This is a genomic window from Intrasporangium chromatireducens Q5-1 (assembly GCF_000576575.1).
Lineage (GTDB): Bacteria > Actinomycetota > Actinomycetes > Actinomycetales > Dermatophilaceae > Intrasporangium_A > Intrasporangium_A chromatireducens.
On the sequence record NZ_AWQS01000024.1, the window covers coordinates 12,225 to 32,032 of the forward strand.

Sequence of the window (19,808 nt, forward strand, 5' to 3'; positions counted from 1 at the left end):
TTCGCCTGGCCGCGTTGGCGACTCGAACACCTCAACCGGCGGGAAGGCGGTGAGGGGACGCGTCGGGAGTCAGGGCAGCTCGAGCGTGCCGTCGACCCGACGGACCAGCTCCCACGGGTTGGCGTCACGCAGTGCCTCGGGGAGCAGTCCCTGGGGCAGGTCCTGGTAGCAGACCGGCCGCTGCCAGCGCTCGATCGCGAGGGTCCCGACCGACGTGGTGCGGGAGTCGGAGGTCGCCGGGAAGGGGCCACCGTGGACCATTGCGTCGCTGACCTCGACACCGGTCGGCCAGCCGCCCCAGAGGATGCGGCCGGCCCGGGTCTCGAGCACGGGCAGCAGCGCCCGGGCGTCCTCGACGTCCGACTCGGTGCCGTGGATCGTCGCCGTCAGCTGGCCCTCGATCCGGCCGAGCGCCGCGGCGAGGGAGTCGACATCCGGATACCGGATGACGAGTCCCGCAGCACCGAAGACCTCCTCGGCGAGCCCCTCCTCGGCGACGAAGTCGTCCAGCTCGGTCGCGAAGACTGCGGGGGCCGGAGCGTTCGCCGCCTGGCCGACCGTGCCCGTCGCGACCGTCGCGACGGCCGGAGCCTGGGCGAGGAACTCCGCGCGCTGGTCGAAGTGGGCACGGATCTGGGGCGTGAGCATCGTCTGGCCCGCGCTGCTGCGGACCGCCTCGCCGACGGCGTCGAGGAACCGGTCCCCGGCGGCGCCGGTGGGTAGGAAGAGCAGGCCGGGGTTGGTGCAGAACTGGCCGGAGCCGTTCGTCAGCGAGGTGACGTAGCCGGAGGCGAGTGCCGCGAGGTCTCCGTCGAGGGCGCCCGGCAGGACGACGACCGGGTTGACGGAGGACATCTCGGCGTAGACCGGGATCGGCTGCGGCCGACCGGCAGCCGCCGCAACGAGGGCGAGACCGCCACCGCGCGAGCCGGTGAAGCCGACGCCCTGGATGAGCGGGTCGGTGACGAGGGCAGCACCGATCTCGTTGCCGAGGCCGAAGACGAGGGAGAACACCCCGGCCGGCATGCCGGTGCGCTCGGCGGCGCGGGCGACGGCGCGGCCGACGAGCTCCGCGGTGGCAGGGTGCGCGTTGTGGCCCTTGACGACGACAGGGCAGCCCGCCGCGAGGGCCGAGGCCGTGTCGCCACCGGCGGTCGAGAAGGCCAGCGGGAAGTTGCTCGCGCCGAAGACGGCGACCGGTCCGAGCGCGACCTGTCGCATCCGCAGGTCGGGGCGGGGCAGCGGCTGACGCTCGGGCTGCGCGGGGTCGATCCGGACGCCGAGGTGGTCGCCCCGGCGGACGACGCGGGCGAAGAGCCGCAGCTGGCCGCACGTGCGGCCGCGCTCGCCCTGGAGCCGCGCCAGCGGCAGGGCCGACTCGGCATGGGCTGTCTCGATGAGCTCGTCACCGATGGACTCGATCTCGTCGGCGATGGTCTCGAGGAAGCGGGCCCGGTCCTCGGGGGCGGTCGCCCGGTACTCCGGGAACGCGGCGGCCGCTGCTGCTGTCGCTGCGCTCAGCTCGGCGGTGGTCAGGGCCTGCACCTCGGGGCCGATCGCCTCGCCGGTCGACGGGTCGACGGCTCGGAACGTGCCGGCCGTGCCCGATGTGGCGACGCCTGCGATGATCGACTGTCCGGTCGCTGTCATGGCTCTCCTTGCCTCTCCGCGCGGCTCGACCTGACCATGGATTTCCGGTCCGGGCCAGCCCGCGTGATGGTGGGACGCTGGCGTTCAGTGATGTGTAACATTACACACCATGCGACGCTGGAACGATCGGTGACCCGGGCCGTCATCGTCGGCGCGGGGATCGTGGGCGCGGCCTGCGCCGAGGCGCTGACCCGGCACGGAGTCGACGTGGTGGTTGTCGACCGCAACCCCGTCGGGTCCGGCACGACGAGCCGGGGGGAGGGCAACATCCTCGTGTCCGACAAGGGTCCCGGAGCCGAGCTGGCCCTGGCGCAGCTCAGCCGACGCGCCTGGCTCGAGGTGGGCGACCTGCTCGGCCGCGAACGCATCGAGCTCGAGGAGAAGGGCGGCGTCGTCGTCGCCCGGACCGGCGCGGGCCTCGACTCACTGCACGCCTTCGCCGAGGGGCAGCGTGCCGCAGGGGTCACGGCGCTAGACGTGGCCGACCCCCTGGCCCTCGAGCCCCACCTCGCTCCGGACATCCCCGGGGCCGTGCACTACCCCGAGGACATGCAGGTCCAACCCGTTCTCGCCGCCGCCGAGCTGCTCGCCGCCGCGGTGGACCGTGGGGCCACCTTCCGTGGTGGCCTGGACGCCCACGCGGCGGTCACGGACAGCGATGGGTCGGTGAGCGGCATACGGGCTGCTTCCGGGGAGGTCCTCGAGGCGGACGTCGTCATCAACGCTGCCGGCACCTGGGGTGGGGAGGTCAGCGAGCGGCTCGGCGCTCCCGTCCCGGTGCTGCCGAGGCGCGGCTTCATCCTCGTCACCGAGCCGCTCCCACCGCTCGTGCGCCACAAGGTCTACTCGGCCGACTATGTCGACAACGTCGGGTCCTCGGACGCCGGCCTCGAGACGTCGTGCGTCGTCGAGGGGACACGCCGCGGCACGATCCTCATCGGCGCGAGCCGGGAGCGGGTCGGGTTCGACACGAGCCTGTCGGTCACCGTCGTCGAGACGCTGGCTCGCCAGGCCGTCACGATCTTTCCGTTCCTGGCGCGGGTCAACCTGCTGCGCGTGTATCGCGGCTTCCGGCCCTACTGCCCCGACCACCTGCCCGTGATCGGGCCCGACCCCCGGGCCCCGGGCGTCATCCACGCTTGCGGGCACGAGGGCGCCGGCATCGGGCTCGCGGCCGGGACCGCGAGGCTCGTCAGCGACTACGTCACGGGAGGGCTGACCGCGACGACGGCGGGGGAGTGGGCGGCCCTGCTGCCTGATCGGTTCGCCGGGCTCAACAAGGAGGCACGACAGCAGGCATGAGCACCTTCACATTCGACGGTGGCCCGGTGCCGTTCCGTCCCGGCCAGACGGTCGGTGCTGCCCTCGTCGCTGCCGGTCGACCAGCGTGGCGCACCACCCGGGTCAGCGGCTCGCCCCGTGGGATCTTCTGCGGCATCGGCATCTGCTTCGACTGCCTCGTCACCGTGGACGGCGAGCCGAACCAACGCGCCTGCCTCGTTCGCGCCGAGCCGGGCCAGACGGTGACCACCCAGGAGGGCACCGGCCATGAGCACGACTGACGTCCTCCTCATCGGCGCCGGCCCGGCCGGACTGGCATGCGCGGCAACGATTCTCGCGCACTCAGACCTTTCCGTCGTGGTGCTCGACGCAGGCCATGGACCCGGCGGCCAGTACTGGCGACAGCCGGCGCCGGCCGCCGGCCCCAACGCGCTGGTGCCGGGTGAGCTTGCAGACCTTCACCACGACCAGACCACCTTCGCCGAGCTCCTGCAGGAGGTGCAGCGGGGCCGTGCCGAGGGACGGCTCGAGCTTCGCTCGGAGCAGCACGTCTGGTCGCTCGTGCCTGTTGGCGATGGGTATGCCGCTCACACCGTCGACCGCGCCGGTGGCCCGAGTCGCACGGCTGGCTCGACGACCCGCGCCCGCGCTGTGCTCGTCGCGACGGGCGCCTACGACCGTGCCCTGCCCTTCCCCGGCTGGGACCTGCCCGGTGTCATGACCGTCGGCGGCCTGCAGGCGCTGCTCAAGGCCGGCGGTGTGGCGGCCGGACGGCGAGTCGCGATCGGGGGCACGGGCCCGTTCCTGCTGCCCGTGGCCGCTGGGCTGGCACGGCGGGGCAGCACCGTCGTCGGTGTCTACGAGGCCAACCGGCCGACGCTGTGGCTCCGGGAGGCACGCGCCGTCGCCCGCAACCCCGCGAAGCTGGGTGAGGGCGCCGGCTACGCCGGCACGCTGATTCGGCACCGGGTGCCCGTGCGGACTGGACGGATGATTGTCGCGGCCCACGGCACCGACCGCGTGGAGGCGGTGACGGTCGCCCGGTTGGACCGTGCGGGACGTCCCGTCGTCGGTAGCGAGCATCGGCTCGCGGTCGACGCGGTGGGCGTCGGATGGGGGTTCACGCCGCAGCTGGACCTCGCGGTGACCCTGGGGGTCGACCGCCGGCCCGATGTGGCCGGGACCGAGGTCGTCGCCGTCGACGACCTGCAGCGCACGAGCCGACCCGGGGTCTATGCCGCCGGCGAGGTGTGCGGAGTGGGAGGGGCGGCCCTCGCGGTCGCCGAGGGCACGCTGGCCGGCGCCGCCATCGTCGCCGACCTCGGTCGCGGCGCCGCTCCCGAGAGCCTGGTCCGCCAGGGTCGCCGGTCCGTCGACCGGCTGCGCGGCTTCGCGGACGCCATCCTCCGGGCCCACCCCGTCCCGGCCGGGTGGGCCGACCGGCTCGAGCCGCAGACGGTGGTCTGCCGGTGCGAGGAGGTCTCCTACGCCGCCGTGCGCGCAGCCATCGACGAGCGGGGCGCCGGCGACGCGAGGCAGGTCAAGCAGTTGACGCGCACCGGAATGGGCTGGTGCCAGGGGCGGGTGTGCGGGTATGCCGCCGGGCTGCTGACCTGCGGAGCGCCCGGCCCGGCCGTGGAGCGCCTCGTGTCCGCCCCGGTTCCGCTCGGGGCCCTCGCCGACGCGGCTGCCGGCTCCGACGACTGACCGGAGTTCGCGCTCACTCGACGGGCCGCAGCCGGAGTTCGCGCTCACTCGACGGGTGGGGTGGTGGGGGCGCCGAAAACTGGGGCTGGCGCTTCGGCGAATGCAATGTAATATTGCACTGGCGGCGACGGTCGGCTGGGACCGGGCGCAGCGGCATACCCTCATCTCTTCCTAGGAGCGACCATGACGGACACCGACAAGAAGCCGTGGCACGGCATCCTCGTAGCGACGAGCCTGCAGTTCGACGCTGACGGCGAGATCGACTTCGGTGCGTACAAGGACAACGTCGCCTGGCTCAAGGAGCAGGGCCTCGACGGCGTCGCGCCCAACGGCTCGCTCGGTGAGTACCAGTCCCTGTCGTGGGAGGAGCGCGACAAGGTCGTGCAGACCGCCGTCGAGGCTGGTGGCGACGACTTCGTCGTCATGCCCGGTGTCGGCGCCTACAGCGGCCGGGAGTCGAAGCGGCACGCCCAGGTGGCCAAGGACCTCGGCGCGAAGGCCGTCATGGGGCTGCCGCCGAACGCCTACCGCGCCGACGAGCGCTCCATCCTCGAGCACTTCGAGCTCGTCGCGAGCGCCGGGCTGCCCGTCACGGCCTACAACAACCCGATCGACACCAAGGTCGACCTCACCCCGCCGCTGCTGGCCAAGCTCTACGGCGAGGGCTTCATCGTCGGCGTCAAGGAGTTCTCCGGGGACGTGCGCCGCTGCTACGAGATCAGCGAGCTCGCCCCGGGCCTCGACCTGATGATCGGCACCGACGACACCGTCCTCGAGGTCGGCATCGCCGGCGCGAAGGGCTGGGTCGCCGGTTACCCGCAGGTCTTCCCGCAGGCCTGCATCGAGCTGTTCCGGGCGTCCATCGCCCGTGACGTCGAGAAGGCACTGCCGCTCTACCGGCAGCTGCACCCGGTCCTGCGCTGGGACTCGAAGACCGAGTTCATCCAGGCCATCAAGCTCGGCCAGGACATGATCGGCCGCAACGGTGGCGGCTGCCGTCCGCCGCGCCAGCCGCTGACCGCCGAGCAGGAGAAGGTGGTCCGCGAGGCGACGCAGGCGGTCATCGACGCCGGGCTCAAGTGACCCGACTAGCCTGACCGTCGATGCGTACGCGAAAGCTCTTCCACGCCGTCGACTCGCACACTGAGGGGATGCCGACCCGCGTCATCACTGGCGGGGTCGGCGTCCTCCCGGGGCAGACCATGGCCGAGCGCCGGCTCCGCTTCATGGCCGAGCGCGACGACCTCCGGACCCTGCTCATGTGCGAGCCGCGCGGGCACTCCTCCATGTCCGGAGCGATCCTGCAGCCGCCGACCCGTGCGGACGCGGACTACGGGGTGCTCTACATCGAGGTGTCCGGGTGCCTGCCGATGTGCGGCCACGGGACCATCGGTGTCGCAACGGTCCTCGTCGAGACGGGGATGGTCGAGGTGACCGAGCCGGAGACGGTGATCCGCTTGGACACGCCGGCGGGGCTCGTCGTCGCCCGGGTCGCCGTGTCGGACGGCGCCGCCACCGCGGTGACGCTCGAGAACGTGCCGTCCTACGCTCACGCCCTCGACCAGGTCGTCGAGGTCAAGGGCTTCGGGCCGGTGACCTACGACATCGCGTATGGCGGCAACTTCTACGCGTTCGTCAAGCTCGCCGAGCTCGGGCTCCCGTTCGATCGGGCGGCCAAGGGCCAGCTCCTCGACGCGGGGCTCGCCATCATGGACGCGATCAACGAGCAGAACCCCGTCGTGCACCCCGAGCGCCCCGAGATCAACGTGTGCCACCACGTCTACCTCGAGGCTCCGGACTCGACCCCGGAGCACGGCCGGCACGCCATGGCGATCCACCCTGGCTGGTTCGACCGCTCGCCGTGCGGGACGGGCACGAGCGCTCGTCTCGCCCAGCAGCACGCCCGGGGCAACGTCGCCGTCGGCCAGGAGATCGTCAACGAGTCCTTCATCGGCAGCCAGTTCGGCGCTCGGATCCTGGGGGAGACGATGGTGGGCGACCGCCCCGGCATCCTGCCGAGCATCACCGGCCGGGCCTGGGTCACGGGAACGGCGCAGTACATGCTCGACCCGACTGATCCCTTCCCCGGGGGCTTCGAGCTCTGACCTGCTGACGAGCCGGCTCCACCTGGGAGCCGGACCGGCGGCGGGACGACACGGTTTGATCACACGGCGCGATAACCCTTGTGCGGAGGCGCCGGGACTTCTACATTGTGCAATGTCACATCGTATTGGTGACAGCACGTTGAAAGTGACGGCACGGGCCGTCCGGAGCGGAGAAGAACCTCAATGATGAGTACAACACGGATCGGGGCCGTCGCCGCGGCAGCGGGCGTCGTCCTTGCCCTCGCGTCGTGCGGTGGCGGCGGCATCACCAACAGCGGTTCCGGGGGTGGCGGCGACACCAAGGGGGACATCATCCTTGGCATGGCCACGCCGCTGAGCGGCAGCAGCGCCGCGATCGGCCCGTACATGAAGAACGGCGCGCAGCTCGCCGTCAACGAGATCAACGACAAGGGCGGGGTGCTCGGCCGCAAGCTCAAGCTCGTCGTCGAGGACGAGGCGTGCGACCCCAAGACCGCAGCCGCGGCCGCGGCGAAGCTCGTCACCGAGGGGACCATGGTGTCCGTCGGCGGCTACTGCTCGTCCGCCACGCTGCCGACGCTGTCGATCTTCGGCAAGGCCAACATCCCGATGATCATCCCGGCCGCGAACTCGAACGACCTGCTCAAGGGCAACAACAAGAACGTCTTCCTCCTCAACGGCACCGGCGCCCAGCAGGCGCAGGCCGCGGTCGACTTCATGAAGAAGTCGGGCGCCAAGGCGGTCGCCCTCGTCGACGACAACACGTCGTACTCGAAGGACATCACGACCCGCACGGCCGAGGACGCGAAGGGCGACGCCTCGCTCAAGATCGCGACCCAGCAGTCGGTCACGGCGGGCGAGTCGGACTACTCCGCGGCCGTCACGGCGATCATGCGGGCCAACTCCGACTTCGTCTACTGGACGGGCTACTACCAGGAGGGTGGCCTGATCATCAAGCAGCTCAAGGCCGCCGGCTACAAGGGCAAGATCATGGTCGCGGACGGCTCGGTCGACAAGCAGCTCATCACGATCGCCGGGCAGGACAACGCCCAGGGCGTCTACGCCACCATGACGCAGACCCCGCAGACGATCCCCGGCGGCGATGGGTGGATCGCGAAGTACAAGGCTGCCTTCAACGCCGACCCCGGCCCCTACTCGACCCAGTCCTACGACGCGGTCCGCGTCGCGGCCGAGGCGATCAAGAACGCCGGCTCGACCGACGGCACGAAGGTCATCAAGGCGCTCGAGGACATCAACGGGTTCAAGATCTTCAGCGGCAACCTGAAGTTCACGCCGGAGCACACCCTCACCGAGGGCGGCTTCGACATCCTGGTCGTCAAGGGCGACCAGTTCGTCCTCAACAAGTGACCTGACGGCGGGACCTGCCCCATGGATGTGCACTACCTCCTCCAGCTCGTCCTGAACGGCCTGTTCGTCGGTGCGTTCTACGGGCTCGTGGCCCTCGGCTACTCGATGGTCTACGGCATCATCAAGCTGCTGAACTTCGCCCATGGCGACATCTACATGCTGGGTGCGTTCGCGGGCTACACCATGCTCACCATCGGGGCAGGTGCCCTCGGGGGCGGGTCCATCGTCGCGCTGGTCGTCATCCTCGTCATCGCGATGGTGCTGACCGGCACGGTCGGGCTCGTCCTCGAGCGGGTCGCCTACCGTCCCCTGCGCAGCGCGCCCCGGCTGTCCGTGCTCATCACGGCGGTCGGGGCGAGCTTCGCCCTCGAGTACGGCGTCGCGGTGGGCTACGGCCCGAACCCGCGGGTCTACCCGGTCGGGTTCGGCAACGGCGCGGTCGACATCTTCGGCGCGCGCCTCACCTACGCCCAGCTGTTCATGATGCTCGTCGCCCTCGGCCTCATGATCGGGCTCGACATGTTCATCCGGCGCACCCGCTCCGGGCGTGCGATGCGAGCCATCTCCCAGGACCCCAAGGCCTGTCTGCTCATGGGGATCAACGTCGACAACGTCATCTCCCGCACCTTCTTCATCGGCTCCGCCCTGGCGGGCGCGGCCGGTGTCATGGCGGGTGCCTACTACGGCAAGGTCGACTTCCTCATGGGCTTCATCATCGGCCTCAAGGCGTTCACGGCCGCCGTCATCGGTGGTATCGGCAACCTGCGCGGTGCCGTCCTCGGCGCCATCGTGCTCGGCCTGCTCGAGTCGTTCGGCACCGCGCTGCTCGGCAGCGAGTGGCGTGACGTCTTCGCCTTCGGCTTCCTCATCCTCTTCCTGACCGTGCGGCCCACCGGCCTGCTCGGCGAGCGCGTGACGGAGCGTGTCTGATGACCGACAAACGACTCGACTCGTCGACGCCGGACGAGCCGTCCGGCTTCGTCCGGGCCCTCGACGAGCGCGGCGACGCCACCGTCGGCACGGTGGGCCAGGGTCTCGCGCCGGCCACCACCCGCCGGGCCAACCCGGTCAGCCGCCTCATCGGGCACCCGGCCTTCGGCTGGATCGTCATCGCCCTCGCCGTCGCGCTGCCGTTCATCAACTCGTCCGCCTACGCGATCCGGATCTCGACCGACGCGCTGATCTTCATCATGCTCGCGGTCGGCCTCAACGTCGTCGTCGGCTACTGCGGGCTGCTCGACCTCGGCTACGCGGCGTTCTTCGCGATCGGCGCCTACACCTCCGGCGTGCTCAGCACCACCTTCGGCTGGCCCATCGTCCTGACGGTGCCGTTCGTCATCGTCGCGGCCGTCATCGGGGGACTCATCATCGGCGGGCCAACGCTCCGGCTGCGCAGTGACTACCTCGCCATCGTCACGCTCGGCTTCGGCGAGATCATCCGCATCACCGCCAACAACCTCGACTTCACCGGTGGCCCGAACGGTGTCTACGGGATCCCCGACTTCGGCGATTTCGGCGACTACCGCGCCGACATCGCCACCTACTGGATCGTTGTGGTCGTCGTCGGTCTCGCGGTGCTCGCCTCGTCCCGCCTGGGCCGCGGCCGGCTCGGCCGGGCCTGGCGCTTCGTCCGAGAGGACGAGGACGCTGCCGAGGCAATGGGCATCCACACCTACAAGGTGAAGTTCGCCGCTTACGTCACCGGTGCCATCTTCGGTGGCCTTGGCGGCGTCCTGTTCGCCGTCCACCAGACCGCGATCTCCCCGCCCAGCTTCAACTTCCTCTTCTCGGCGCTCATCCTCATGGCGGTCGTGCTCGGCGGAATGGGCTCGACGCCCGGAGTCGTCGTCGGCGCCGTCATCATCTCCCTGCTGCCGGAGCTGCTGCGCGGTGCCGAGAACTGGCGCTACCTCATCTTCGGCATCCTGCTCATCGTCGTGATGATCTTCCGTCCCCAGGGGATCTGGCCGCATCGGACGGACGAGAAGCCCGCCCGCGGCGGGCGTCGACGGTCCCGGACCGATGCCACGGAGGTGTCCCAGTGACGAGCACCGCGTTCTCCCAGAGCGGCACGCGCGCCAAGGCTCCTGTGCTGCTCCACGTCGACGGGCTCACCGTCGCCTTTGGCGGCGTCACTGCCGTCAACGGGCTGAGCTTCGATGTCCACGAGGGCGAGGTCATCTCGGTGATCGGGCCCAACGGCGCCGGCAAGACGAGTGCCTTCAACTGCATCACCGGGTTCTACAAGCCGACCGCCGGTCGGATCCTCTTCGACGACGTCGACATCACCGGGAAGCGGCCTGCCCTCATCGCGGCGCGTGGGGTGGCCCGCACCTTCCAGAACCTGCGCCTGTTCGGGGAGCTCAGCGTCCTCGACAACGTCCGGGCGGGGATGCACGTGCGCATCCGGCAGAATGCCTTCGACGCGATCCTCCACACCCCCCGCTACCGACGGAGCGAGCAGGAGGCGACCGACGAGGCGAACCGCTGGCTCGACTTCGTCGGGTCCCGCGGCAACCGGGCCGCCGAGGTGCGCAACCTTCCCTACGGTGAGCAGCGCCGGGTGGAGATCGCCCGGGCCCTGGCCCGCGAGCCGAAGATGCTGCTCCTCGACGAGCCGGCTGCCGGCCTGAACCACGGGGAGAAGGCCGCCCTGCTCGACCTGCTGCGTCGGATCAGCGACCTCGGCACGGCGGTCGTGCTCATCGAGCACGACATGGGCCTCGTCATGGACGTCTCCGAACGGATCGTGGTGCTCAACTACGGCAAGGAGATCGCCGACGGCACCCCGGAGCAGATCCGGAGCGACCCGGCGGTCATCGAGGCGTACCTCGGCTCCGACGACGCCGAGGCCCAGCAGGAGGCCGAGCGGGTCGCCCACAGCAGCGACACGGGTGGGTTCCACGACCTGCCTACCCCGGAGGAGGAGCGGTGACGAACGTCCTCGAGGTCAAGGACCTCGTCGTCAACTACGGCAAGGTCGAGGCGCTCAAGGGCCTCAGCCTCACCGTCGGCGCCGCCGAGACGGTGTCCCTGCTCGGCAACAACGGGGCCGGCAAGTCCACGACGGTCGGCACCATCTCCGGCGTCGTCCGCGCGGGGAGCGGCTCGGTCACCGCCTTCGGCAAGGACGTGACGAACGCCAAGCCGTGGGACCTCGTCGAGATGGGGATCATCCATGTGCCCGAGGGGCGCCGGATCTTCTCGCGGCTCACGGTCCACGAGAACCTCCAGATCGGTGGCTACACCGTCACGGACGGCAAGGCGATCGACACCCGCATCAAGGAGGTGTACGAGCTGCTTCCTCGGCTGGCCGAGCGGCGCAACCAGCAGGGCGGCACCCTCTCCGGCGGTGAGCAGCAGATGCTCGCGATCGGCCGCGCGATGATCGCGGCCCCCCGGCTGCTCATGCTCGACGAGCCGTCGATGGGCCTGGCCCCGCTCATGGTCGCCCAGGTGATGGACGTCGTCCGCTCGATCACCGAGCAGGGCACCGCGGTCCTGCTCATCGAGCAGAACGCCCGGGCCGCCCTCAAGGTCGCGAGCCGCGGCTACGTGCTCGACTCGGGCACCGTGACGATCGAAGGGTCCGCGGACGAGCTGCGGGCCGACCCGCGAGTCGTGGAGGCCTACCTTGGCGCGTGAGCTGCCGGTCGAGTTCGTGACGGACGACTACCACACGGCCGGGGAGCCCTTCCGGATCGTCGCCTCCGGCGCCGTGCCGCTCAGTGCTCCCACCGTGGCCGACAAGCGCGTGGAGGCGCTCTCGAGCGAGAAGGTCCAGCAGGTCCGGCAGCTGCTGTGCAGCGAGCCGCGCGGGCACGCCGACATGTACGGCGGGTTCGTCACGGAGCCCGACGACGACGGTGCCGACCTCGGCGTCCTCTTCTGGCACAAGGACGGCTTCTCCACGGCGTGCGGCCATGGCACCATCGCCCTCGGCACGTGGGCCGTCGAGACCGGCCTCGTTCCGACCCAGGAGTCCGGCACCCGGGACGTCGTCATCGACGTCCCGTCCGGCCGGGTCACCGCCCGAGTTGCCTTCGCGCGCAACGAGGTCGAGAACGTCTCGTTCATCAACGTGCCCAGCTGGGTGCACTCCCGGGGCATCGACGTGGTGACCGGCCGTGGCGCCGTGACGTGCGACATCGTCTTCGGAGGGGCCATGTATGCCGCTGTGCCGGCTGCCGCTGTCGGCCTCCGTGTGCGGCCGGCCGACCTGACCGACCTGATCCGCGCCGGCCGAGAGATCAAGGACGCCCTCAACGCCGCGGGGGCTGCGGAGCACCCGAGCGACCCCCGCCTCTCGGGGATCTACGGGACCATCTTCTACGAGGACGTCGACCCCACCGACGACGCGGCGAAGGAGGCCTTCGAGGGCCTCGGCGCCGACGGAGCCGTGCACCAGCGCAACGTCGTGGTCTTCGCCGACGGCGAGGTCGACCGCTCGCCGTGTGGCTCGGGCACCGCCGCGCGGGTCGCGCAGCTCACCCTCGACGGGGACCTGGCGGACGGGCAGGTGCTGGTCCACGACTCCATCGTCGGCGGCCGCTTCCGGGCGCGCGCCGTCGAGCGTGTCCGGGTCGACGGGCAGGACGCGGTCGTGCCCGAGGTCACGGGGACCGCCCACCGGTTCGGGCACGGGTCGTTCGTCATTGACCCGCGTGACGAGCTCGTGCCCGGTTTCGTGTTGCGGTGAGCTGACGGTTCCGAGAGACAGGGGAGACTGGATGGGCACATCGGTGAAGGCGGAGGAGGCGCCGCTTCGGCTGCCGAGCTTCGACACTCGGGCGAACCTGCGCCAGCAGGTCGCCGAGACCCTCCGCGCGCTGCTCATCACCGGTCAGATGCGACCGGGTCACGTCTACTCCGCACCGAAGCTGGCGGCCGAGTTCGGCGTCTCCGCGACGCCGGTCCGCGAGGCGATGCTCGACCTCGTGAGCGAGGGGCTCGTCGAGGTCGTCCGCAACAAGGGCTTCCGGGTCACCCAGCTCGACGACCACGAGCTGGACGCCCTGGCGGAGCTGCGCGGCCTCATCGAGGTGCCGGTCATGGGCATGGTGGCGGAGCAGTGCGAGGGTCGCATCGCGACGGCCGTCGAGAAGCTGCGGCCGCTGGCGCACCGGATCACCAAGGCTGCTGCCACGAACGACCTGATCACCTACACCGAGGCGGACACCGAGTTCCACACCCGATTCCTCGCGCTGCACGGCAACGAGCACGTCGTGGCGGTCGTGCGCGACATGCGCCACCGGTCTCGGCTCTATGGCCTCGAGGCCCTCGCCGGCGCGGGAGTCCTCGCCCAGATGTCCGAGGAGCACGAGCAGATGGTCGACGCCGCGCTGCGCCGGGACGGCGAGCAGATGCGCCGGCTCATGTCGCAGCACATCGGTCACATCCGGTCCACCTGGGCCGGGCGGGCGACGGCAGCCGCTTCCGGCGCCGGCGGCTGACCCGCGCCGTCACCAGCCGCGGTCGCGCCACTCCTGCAGGTGCGGCCGCTCGGCCCCGAGCGTCGAGTCGTTACCGTGACCGGGGTAGAACCACGTGTCGTCGCCGTAGACGCCGAAGACACGGGTGGCGACGTCGTCGATGAGCGACGCGAAGCTCTGGCCCGGATGGTTCGTCGCGCCGACGCCTCCCGGGAAGAGGGAGTCCCCGGTGAAGAGGTGCACGGTGCCGTCGACGTCGTGGTAGGCCAGCGCGATCGAGCCCGGGGTGTGACCGCGCAGGTGGACGACGTCGAGGTGGACGTCGCCGAAGCGGACCCGGTCCCCGTGGTCGACGGGCACGTCGACGGGCACCGGCAGCGCCTCGGCGTCGTCGCGACCGGCGACGGTCCGGGCCGCGGTGCGGCTGACCACCTCCGGCAGCGCGCGAACGTGGTCCCAGTGCTGGTGGGTCGTCACGACCGTCCCCAGGCCGTCGCCTCCCGCGGCGACGAGCTCCATGATGCGGTCCGGTTCGTCGGCGGCGTCGATGAGCAGCTGCTCACCGGTGCCGTGGCAGGTGAGCAGGTAGACGTTGTTGTGCATCTGCGACACGGCGAGCTTGCGGATGGTGAGCTGCTCGAGCTCGCGCACGTCTGGGGGACCGCCGGGGGTCACGCTGCCGGTGTAGGTCATCGCTCAGAACCCCTTCGGCAGCTCGGGCAGCGCGTCCTCGGAGGTCACGTCGCGGCCGTCCTGCCGGAGCAGCCAACGCAGCATCCCCGCACGCGGACCGGTGACGTCGGTGCCTCCGTCGCCGACGACGAGGTGGTCACCCTCCGCCGTGTCGATCGTGAGCCCCGGAGCGCTGGGCGTCGCGCCCAGCCGCTTCGCCGCGTCGCGGAGGAAGAGCTCGGAGAGGTCGTCGTTGCCGATGTCCTCGAAGCCGAACCCGGCGTCGAGGTCGATGTGGTGGATGACGACCTCGCGCAGTCGCATGAAGGGCAGCCGCGCCGCATAGACCCGTTCCCCGCCGGGCGTCCGCTCGAAGGTGACGTCCTTGAGCTCGTGCGGGTGGATCGCCTCGAGGTACGGCGCCAGCTCGGCCGCCGTGTGGCGCACGTCGTCGACGAGCTCGCGGGCCGAGCGACGTGCCCCCGCCTCGATCTCGGCGTCCCGCTCGGCCTGGCCGGCATACATCGCCTCGCCCGAGCCCGTCGTCGCCGCCCGGGCGGCGCGGGCGATGCCCTCGGCGTTGCGGGCGACGTGGGCGAGGACGTGTCCCCGGCTCCATCCCTCGCAGAGCGACGCCCCTCGCACGTCCTCGTCGGTGAGCGAGGCTGCGGTCGTCATGAGCCGGTCGGTCTGCTCGTTAACGAGCAGGGCTGTCACGTCACTTTGGTCCATGGGACTCCTTTCCGAGTGCCTCCGACAGCGCCAGCGCGGCGCCGACGAGGGTCAGGTGCGAGAACGCCTGGGGGAAGTTGCCCACCATACGGTTGCCGACGGGGTCGTACTCCTCGGACAACAGGCCCACGTCGTTGCAGAGCCCGACGAGCCGGTCCATGAGGGCCGTCGCCTCGTCGAGCATGCCCGCCTTCGCGTAGGCCTGGACAAGCCAGAACGAGCAGGCCAGGAACGGGTGCTCGTCACCGGCGAGGCCGTCGACCCCGCTCTGGGTCCGGTAGCGCATCACGAGGCCGTGCGGCATGAGGTCACGCTCCACGGCCCGGATCGTGCCGATCATCTTTGGGTCGTCACCGGGCAGGAACCCGACGCTCGAGATGACGAGCAGCGAGGCGTCGACCTCGGTCGAGCCGTAGTACTGGACGAAGGTCTGGCGCTCCTCGTCCCAGCCGTTCGCCAGGACCTCGTCGCGCACCTTGTCCCGCAGCTCGCGCCACGTGTCGACCGGTCCCGGGAAGCCGAGCTCCTCGACCGCCCGGACGGCACGGTCGAAGGCCGCCCACACCATGACCCGCGAGTGGGTGAACTTGCGGACCGGACCGCGGATCTCCCAGAGGCCGTTGTCCGCCTCCTCCCAGTGCTCCGCGAGGTTGTCGACCAGGGCACGCTGCAGGTCCCACGCCTCCTTGTTCTCCTCCATCCCGCGCAACCGGGCGTCGTGGAGGGCAATCATCACCTCGCCGAGGACGTCGGTCTGGCGTTGGTCGACGGCGGCGTTGCCGATGCGGACCGGCTGCGAGGAGGCATAGCCGGGCAGGAAGTCGAGGGTGCGCTCGGGCAGCTCCCGGCTGCCGTCGACGCAGTACATGATCTGCAGGTCCTCGGGGTCGCCGGCCACGGCCCGCATGAGCCAGCCACGCCACAGCTTGGCCTCGTCGGTGTAGCCGCAGCCGACGAGCGCCTCGAGGCTGAGGGCCGCGTCGCGCAGCCAGCAGTACCGGTAGTCCCAGTTCCGCTCGCCGCCGAAGTCCTCGGGCAGCGAGGTCGTCACGGCGGCCACGATGCCACCGGTGACGCCGTGGCTCAGCATGCGCAGGACGAGCAGGGACCGGGTGACGGCCGCCGCGTAGGGGCCGTCGTAGTGCGCCCGGCGCACCCAGTCGTTGCTCGTCCTGATTGTTTGCTCGACCCGGCTGCGCACGGTGAGCGGGGCGGGCACGGGCAGGTGGCTGCGGAACCACGTCGTCGAGAAGGTGAGGATGTCGTCGGCAGCCACGTCGAACTCGTCGACGTGGCGCCCGTCCTCGGCACGGGGGAGCCGCGTGCCGCGCAGGACGAGCATGTCCGGTCCCGCAATGGCGGTGATGATCCGGTGCTTCTGGCCCTCCCGGTCCTCGGTGTGCCGCGTGATCCAGGGGCGGGTCCTGCCGTAGCCGAAGCGGACGATCCACTCGTGCCGCATCCGCACGGTCCCCTCGAGGCCCTCGACGACCCGCAGCACGTCGGCACGCTGGTCGGCGATCGGCATGAGGTCGACGACCCGGACCTTGCCGGTGTCGGTCTCGTGGATCGTCTCGAGGACGAAGCTGCCTTCGAGGTAGCGGCGGGTGGTGCGGGCGTTGTCGTCGGCGGGGCCGAGCAGCCACCGCCCGTTCTCCCGGGTGCCGAGCAGCGCCGCGAAGCACGCGTGCGAGTCGAAGCGGGGCAGGCACAGCCAGTCGATCGATCCGCGCCGGCTCACGAGAGCTGCGGTGCCGAGGTCGCCGAGCACGGCGTAGTCCTCGATGGGCGTCGACGTGATGGCAGCCATGACACCCGAGTATGCCGCTCAGCCCGCTCGGGCGTGCTGACACCGTCCGGGGGTGGCGCCTTTCGCGGCCCCTCGCGGCCCCTCCGGCCGCGCGGGCGGGCAGTGTCGGTGGCGGCACTTACCATGGAGCGCGTGACTGCCAAGGCCCCGACCGACTCGCACGCCCTCGTCGTCAGAGGTGCGCGCGAGCACAACCTCAAGGACATCTCCGTCGACCTGCCCCGCGACAGTCTCATCGTCTTCACGGGGCTGTCCGGCTCCGGCAAGTCCTCGCTGGCGTTCGACACGATCTTCGCGGAGGGCCAGCGCCGCTACGTCGAGTCGCTCTCCGCCTACGCCCGGCAGTTCCTCGGCCAGATGGACAAGCCCGACGTCGACTTCATCGAGGGCCTCTCGCCAGCGGTCTCCATCGACCAGAAGTCGACGAACCGCAACCCGCGCTCGACCGTCGGCACGATCACCGAGGTCTACGACTACCTGCGGCTGCTCTTCGCGCGGGCCGGTCGGCCACACTGCCCGGTCTGCGGCGAGCCGGTGACGAAGCAGACGCCCCAGCAGATCGTCGACCAGCTGCTCACGCTGCCCGAGCGCACCAAGTTCCAGGTCCTCGCGCCGGTCGTCCAGGGCCGCAAGGGCGAGTTCGTCGACCTATTCGCCGAGCTGCAGACCAAGGGCTTCGCCCGGGCCCGGGTCGACGGCGAGGTCGTCACGCTCACCGAGCCGCCCAAGCTGGAGAAGCAGCGCAAGCACACCATCGAGGTCGTCATCGACCGTCTCGTCGCCAAGGGTGACGACTCGGGCGCCAAGCGCCGCCTCACCGACTCCGTCGAGACGGCCCTCGGGCTGGCCGGCGGGATCGTCCTGATCGACTTCGTCGACCGTGACGCCGGCGACCCCGAGCGCCAACGGCGGTTCTCCGAGAAGATGGCCTGCCCCAACAACCACCCGCTGGGGATGGACGAGGTCCAGCCCCGGTCCTTCTCCTTCAACTCACCCTTCGGGGCCTGCCCGACCTGCACGGGCATCGGCACCGAGCTCGAGGTGGACCCCGAGCTCATCGTCCCGGACCCCGACCTGTCGCTCGCCGAGGGCGCCATCGCCCCGTGGGCGCAGGGGTCCGGCTCGGCCGAGTACTTCCAACGGGTCATGACCGGCCTCGCCGACGACCTCAAGTTCACGATGGACACGCCGTGGCGCTCCCTGCCGCAGCGGGCCAAGGAGGCGCTCCTCCACGGGCAGAACTACAAGGTGCATGTCCGCTACCGCAACCGCTACGGACGGGAGCGGTCCTACACGACCGGCTTCGAGGGCGTCGTGCCCTTCATCAAGCGTCGCCACTCCGAGACCGACTCCGAGTGGAGCCGGGAGCGCTACGAGGGCTTCATGCGCGAGGTGCCGTGCCCCACGTGCAAGGGGGCCCGGCTCAAGCCCGAGTCGCTCGCCGTGCTCATCGACGGTCGCAGCATCGCCGAGGTGTGCGCGCTGTCCATCGACGAGACGAAGCACTTCCTCGACAACGTCGAGCTGACGCAGCGGGAGCGGCAGATCGCGGAGCGGGTCATCAAGGAGATCCAGGCCCGTCTCGGCTTCCTGCTCGACGTGGGTCTCGACTACCTCTCGCTCAACCGTCCCGCGGCGACGCTCTCGGGCGGCGAGGCGCAGCGGATCCGGCTCGCGACGCAGATCGGGTCGGGCCTGGTCGGTGTGCTCTACGTCCTCGACGAGCCGTCGATCGGGCTGCACCAGCGCGACAACCACCGCCTCATCGAGACGCTGACCCGGCTGCGCGACCTCGGCAACACGCTCATCGTCGTCGAGCACGACGAGGACACCATCGAGACGGCCGACTGGGTCGTCGACATCGGTCCCGGCGCGGGGGAGCACGGTGGTCAGGTGGTCCACTCCGGCACGGTCGCGGACCTGCTGAAGCACCCCGACTCGCTGACCGGCCAGTACCTCTCGGGTCGGCGCGAGATCCCGACCCCGGAGGTCCGTCGCGGCCACGACGGTCGCGAGATCACGGTCCGCGGCGCGCGCGAGAACAACCTGCAGAACGTCGACGTCAGCTTTCCGCTCGGCAACCTCGTCGCCGTGACGGGCGTGTCCGGCTCGGGCAAGTCGACCCTCGTCAACGACATCCTCTACAACGTCATGGCCAACAAGCTCAACGGCGCCCGGCACGTGCCGGGGCGGCACAAGACGGTGACGGGCCTGGACCAGCTCGACAAGGTCGTGCACGTCGACCAGAGCCCGATCGGTCGCACGCCCCGGTCCAACCCGGCGACCTACACGGGGGTCTTCGACCACATCCGCCGGCTCTTCGCCGAGACCACGGAGGCCAAGATCCGCGGCTACCAGCCGGGTCGGTTCTCGTTCAACGTCAAGGGCGGACGCTGCGAGGCGTGCTCCGGCGACGGCACGATCAAGATCGAGATGAACTTCCTGCCCGACGTCTATGTCCCGTGCGAGGTGTGCCACGGCGCGCGCTACAACCGGGAGACACTGGAGGTCCACTTCAAGGGCAAGACGATCGCCGACGTGCTCGACATGCCGATCGAGGAGGCCGCCGGCTTCTTCGAGGCGGTGCCCGCGATCTCCCGCCACCTCAACACGCTCAACGACGTCGGGCTCGGCTACGTCCGGCTCGGGCAGCCGGCGCCGACGCTGTCGGGCGGCGAGGCGCAGCGGGTCAAGCTCGCGAGCGAGCTGCAGAAGCGCTCGTCCGGCCGCACCATCTACGTGCTCGACGAGCCGACGACCGGGCTCCACTTCGAGGACATCCGCAAGCTGCTCGCCGTGCTCCAGGGCCTCGTCGACAAGGGCAACACCGTCATCGTCATCGAGCACAACCTCGACGTCATCAAGAACGCCGACTGGATCATCGACCTCGGGCCCGAGGGCGGCTCCCGAGGCGGCACGATCGTCGCCACCGGCACCCCGGAGGACGTCGCGCAGGTCGAGGCGAGCCACACCGGCCGGTTCCTCGCGCCGATCCTCGCCCGGACGGCCCGGTCCGCCGAGCGGGCGGCGCGACCGCGCACCAAGCGCGCCACCGCGGCGAGCACCCGCTCG

17 protein-coding genes are annotated in these 19,808 nt (G+C 70.7%); 13 read left to right on the plus strand and 4 right to left on the minus strand.

From position 1 onward, the window contains the following. Positions 1 to 69 precede the first annotated feature (69 nt). On the minus strand, positions 70 to 1,650 hold the full coding sequence (locus tag N864_RS05060; RefSeq protein WP_034714199.1) for an aldehyde dehydrogenase (NADP(+)): 1,581 nt from the start codon (positions 1,648 to 1,650) through the stop codon (positions 70 to 72). A 90-nt stretch (positions 1,651 to 1,740) separates the two neighbouring features. Here N864_RS05060 and N864_RS05065 point away from each other — a divergent pair, with 90 nt between their 5' ends. From N864_RS05065 to N864_RS05120, 12 genes are all read left to right on the plus strand, one after another. Continuing rightward, positions 1,741 to 2,952, plus strand: coding sequence for an NAD(P)/FAD-dependent oxidoreductase (locus N864_RS05065; RefSeq protein ID WP_081793385.1), 1,212 nt, complete (start codon positions 1,741 to 1,743; stop codon positions 2,950 to 2,952). Beyond that, positions 2,949 to 3,212, plus strand: coding sequence for a (2Fe-2S)-binding protein (locus N864_RS05070; RefSeq protein ID WP_034714202.1), 264 nt, complete (start codon positions 2,949 to 2,951; stop codon positions 3,210 to 3,212). Before N864_RS05065 ends, N864_RS05070 begins: the two co-directional genes overlap by 4 nt. Next, positions 3,199 to 4,638, plus strand: coding sequence for an NAD(P)/FAD-dependent oxidoreductase (locus N864_RS05075; protein ID WP_034714204.1), 1,440 nt, complete (start codon positions 3,199 to 3,201; stop codon positions 4,636 to 4,638). Before N864_RS05070 ends, N864_RS05075 begins: the two co-directional genes overlap by 14 nt. 183 nt (positions 4,639 to 4,821) lie before the next feature. Further along, positions 4,822 to 5,721 (plus strand): dihydrodipicolinate synthase family protein, encoded by a 900-nt coding sequence (locus N864_RS05080; protein ID WP_034714206.1) that lies wholly within the window; start codon positions 4,822 to 4,824, stop codon positions 5,719 to 5,721. Between the two features lie 20 nt (positions 5,722 to 5,741). Next, positions 5,742 to 6,743: a proline racemase family protein gene (locus N864_RS05085; RefSeq protein ID WP_034714208.1), complete on the plus strand. Its 1,002-nt coding sequence runs from the start codon at positions 5,742 to 5,744 to the stop codon at positions 6,741 to 6,743. A gap of 186 nt (positions 6,744 to 6,929) precedes the next feature. After that, positions 6,930 to 8,090, plus strand: a complete 1,161-nt coding sequence (locus tag N864_RS05090; protein ID WP_034714225.1) for a branched-chain amino acid ABC transporter substrate-binding protein — start codon at positions 6,930 to 6,932, stop codon at positions 8,088 to 8,090. 21 nt (positions 8,091 to 8,111) lie between these two features. Beyond that, positions 8,112 to 9,020: a branched-chain amino acid ABC transporter permease gene (locus N864_RS05095; protein ID WP_034714210.1), complete on the plus strand. Its 909-nt coding sequence runs from the start codon at positions 8,112 to 8,114 to the stop codon at positions 9,018 to 9,020. Continuing rightward, positions 9,020 to 10,135 carry a branched-chain amino acid ABC transporter permease gene (locus tag N864_RS05100; RefSeq protein ID WP_081793387.1) on the plus strand — a complete coding sequence of 372 codons (1,116 nt, stop codon included), beginning with the start codon at positions 9,020 to 9,022 and terminating at the stop codon, positions 10,133 to 10,135. Before N864_RS05095 ends, N864_RS05100 begins: the two co-directional genes overlap by 1 nt. After that, a complete protein-coding gene (locus tag N864_RS05105; protein WP_051518215.1) occupies positions 10,132 to 11,025 on the plus strand; it encodes an ABC transporter ATP-binding protein in 894 nt (297 codons plus the stop codon). The genes N864_RS05100 and N864_RS05105 overlap by 4 nt, the downstream gene beginning before the upstream one ends. Further along, positions 11,022 to 11,735 (plus strand): ABC transporter ATP-binding protein, encoded by a 714-nt coding sequence (locus N864_RS05110; RefSeq protein ID WP_034714212.1) that lies wholly within the window; start codon positions 11,022 to 11,024, stop codon positions 11,733 to 11,735. The genes N864_RS05105 and N864_RS05110 overlap by 4 nt, the downstream gene beginning before the upstream one ends. Continuing rightward, positions 11,725 to 12,789, plus strand: a complete 1,065-nt coding sequence (locus N864_RS05115; RefSeq protein WP_034714214.1) for a proline racemase family protein — start codon at positions 11,725 to 11,727, stop codon at positions 12,787 to 12,789. Before N864_RS05110 ends, N864_RS05115 begins: the two co-directional genes overlap by 11 nt. A gap of 31 nt (positions 12,790 to 12,820) precedes the next feature. Next, positions 12,821 to 13,543 (plus strand): GntR family transcriptional regulator, encoded by a 723-nt coding sequence (locus N864_RS05120; RefSeq protein ID WP_034714215.1) that lies wholly within the window; start codon positions 12,821 to 12,823, stop codon positions 13,541 to 13,543. Between the two features lie 9 nt (positions 13,544 to 13,552). On the opposite strand, the gene N864_RS05125 is transcribed toward N864_RS05120, so the two are convergent. Genes N864_RS05125 through N864_RS05135 form a run of 3 tightly spaced genes read right to left on the minus strand, consistent with a single transcriptional unit; the run spans position 13,553 to position 16,736 of the window. Further along, complete coding sequence (locus N864_RS05125; RefSeq protein ID WP_034714217.1) at positions 13,553 to 14,215, minus strand: MBL fold metallo-hydrolase; 663 nt, start codon at positions 14,213 to 14,215, stop codon at positions 13,553 to 13,555. 3 nt (positions 14,216 to 14,218) lie between these two features. Further along, complete coding sequence (locus N864_RS05130) at positions 14,219 to 14,926, minus strand: maleylpyruvate isomerase family mycothiol-dependent enzyme (RefSeq protein WP_081793388.1); 708 nt, start codon at positions 14,924 to 14,926, stop codon at positions 14,219 to 14,221. Continuing rightward, a complete protein-coding gene (locus N864_RS05135) occupies positions 14,913 to 16,736 on the minus strand; it encodes a glycoside hydrolase family 15 protein (protein WP_034714219.1) in 1,824 nt (607 codons plus the stop codon). Before N864_RS05135 ends, N864_RS05130 begins: the two co-directional genes overlap by 14 nt. Positions 16,737 to 16,859: 123 nt before the next feature. Here N864_RS05135 and uvrA point away from each other — a divergent pair. Next, positions 16,860 to 19,808 (plus strand): excinuclease ABC subunit UvrA (gene uvrA / locus N864_RS05140; protein WP_034714231.1); only part of this gene is annotated, 2,949 nt, incomplete at its 3' end.

Coding starts and splice junctions, on each gene's coding strand:
- N864_RS05100 (WP_081793387.1), top strand. CDS start 9,020: ATGACCGACAAACGACTCGACTCGTCGACGCCGGACGAGCCGTCCGGC.
- N864_RS05130 (WP_081793388.1), bottom strand. CDS start 14,926: ATGGACCAAAGTGACGTGACAGCCCTGCTCGTTAACGAGCAGACCGAC.
- N864_RS05075 (WP_034714204.1), top strand. CDS start 3,199: ATGAGCACGACTGACGTCCTCCTCATCGGCGCCGGCCCGGCCGGACTG.
- N864_RS05125 (WP_034714217.1), bottom strand. CDS start 14,215: ATGACCTACACCGGCAGCGTGACCCCCGGCGGTCCCCCAGACGTGCGC.
- N864_RS05090 (WP_034714225.1), top strand. CDS start 6,930: ATGAGTACAACACGGATCGGGGCCGTCGCCGCGGCAGCGGGCGTCGTC.
- N864_RS05135 (WP_034714219.1), bottom strand. CDS start 16,736: ATGGCTGCCATCACGTCGACGCCCATCGAGGACTACGCCGTGCTCGGC.
- N864_RS05070 (WP_034714202.1), top strand. CDS start 2,949: ATGAGCACCTTCACATTCGACGGTGGCCCGGTGCCGTTCCGTCCCGGC.
- N864_RS05085 (WP_034714208.1), top strand. CDS start 5,742: ATGCGTACGCGAAAGCTCTTCCACGCCGTCGACTCGCACACTGAGGGG.
- N864_RS05060 (WP_034714199.1), bottom strand. CDS start 1,650: ATGACAGCGACCGGACAGTCGATCATCGCAGGCGTCGCCACATCGGGC.
- N864_RS05080 (WP_034714206.1), top strand. CDS start 4,822: ATGACGGACACCGACAAGAAGCCGTGGCACGGCATCCTCGTAGCGACG.
- N864_RS05120 (WP_034714215.1), top strand. CDS start 12,821: ATGGGCACATCGGTGAAGGCGGAGGAGGCGCCGCTTCGGCTGCCGAGC.
- N864_RS05065 (WP_081793385.1), top strand. CDS start 1,741: ATGTGTAACATTACACACCATGCGACGCTGGAACGATCGGTGACCCGG.
- N864_RS05095 (WP_034714210.1), top strand. CDS start 8,112: ATGGATGTGCACTACCTCCTCCAGCTCGTCCTGAACGGCCTGTTCGTC.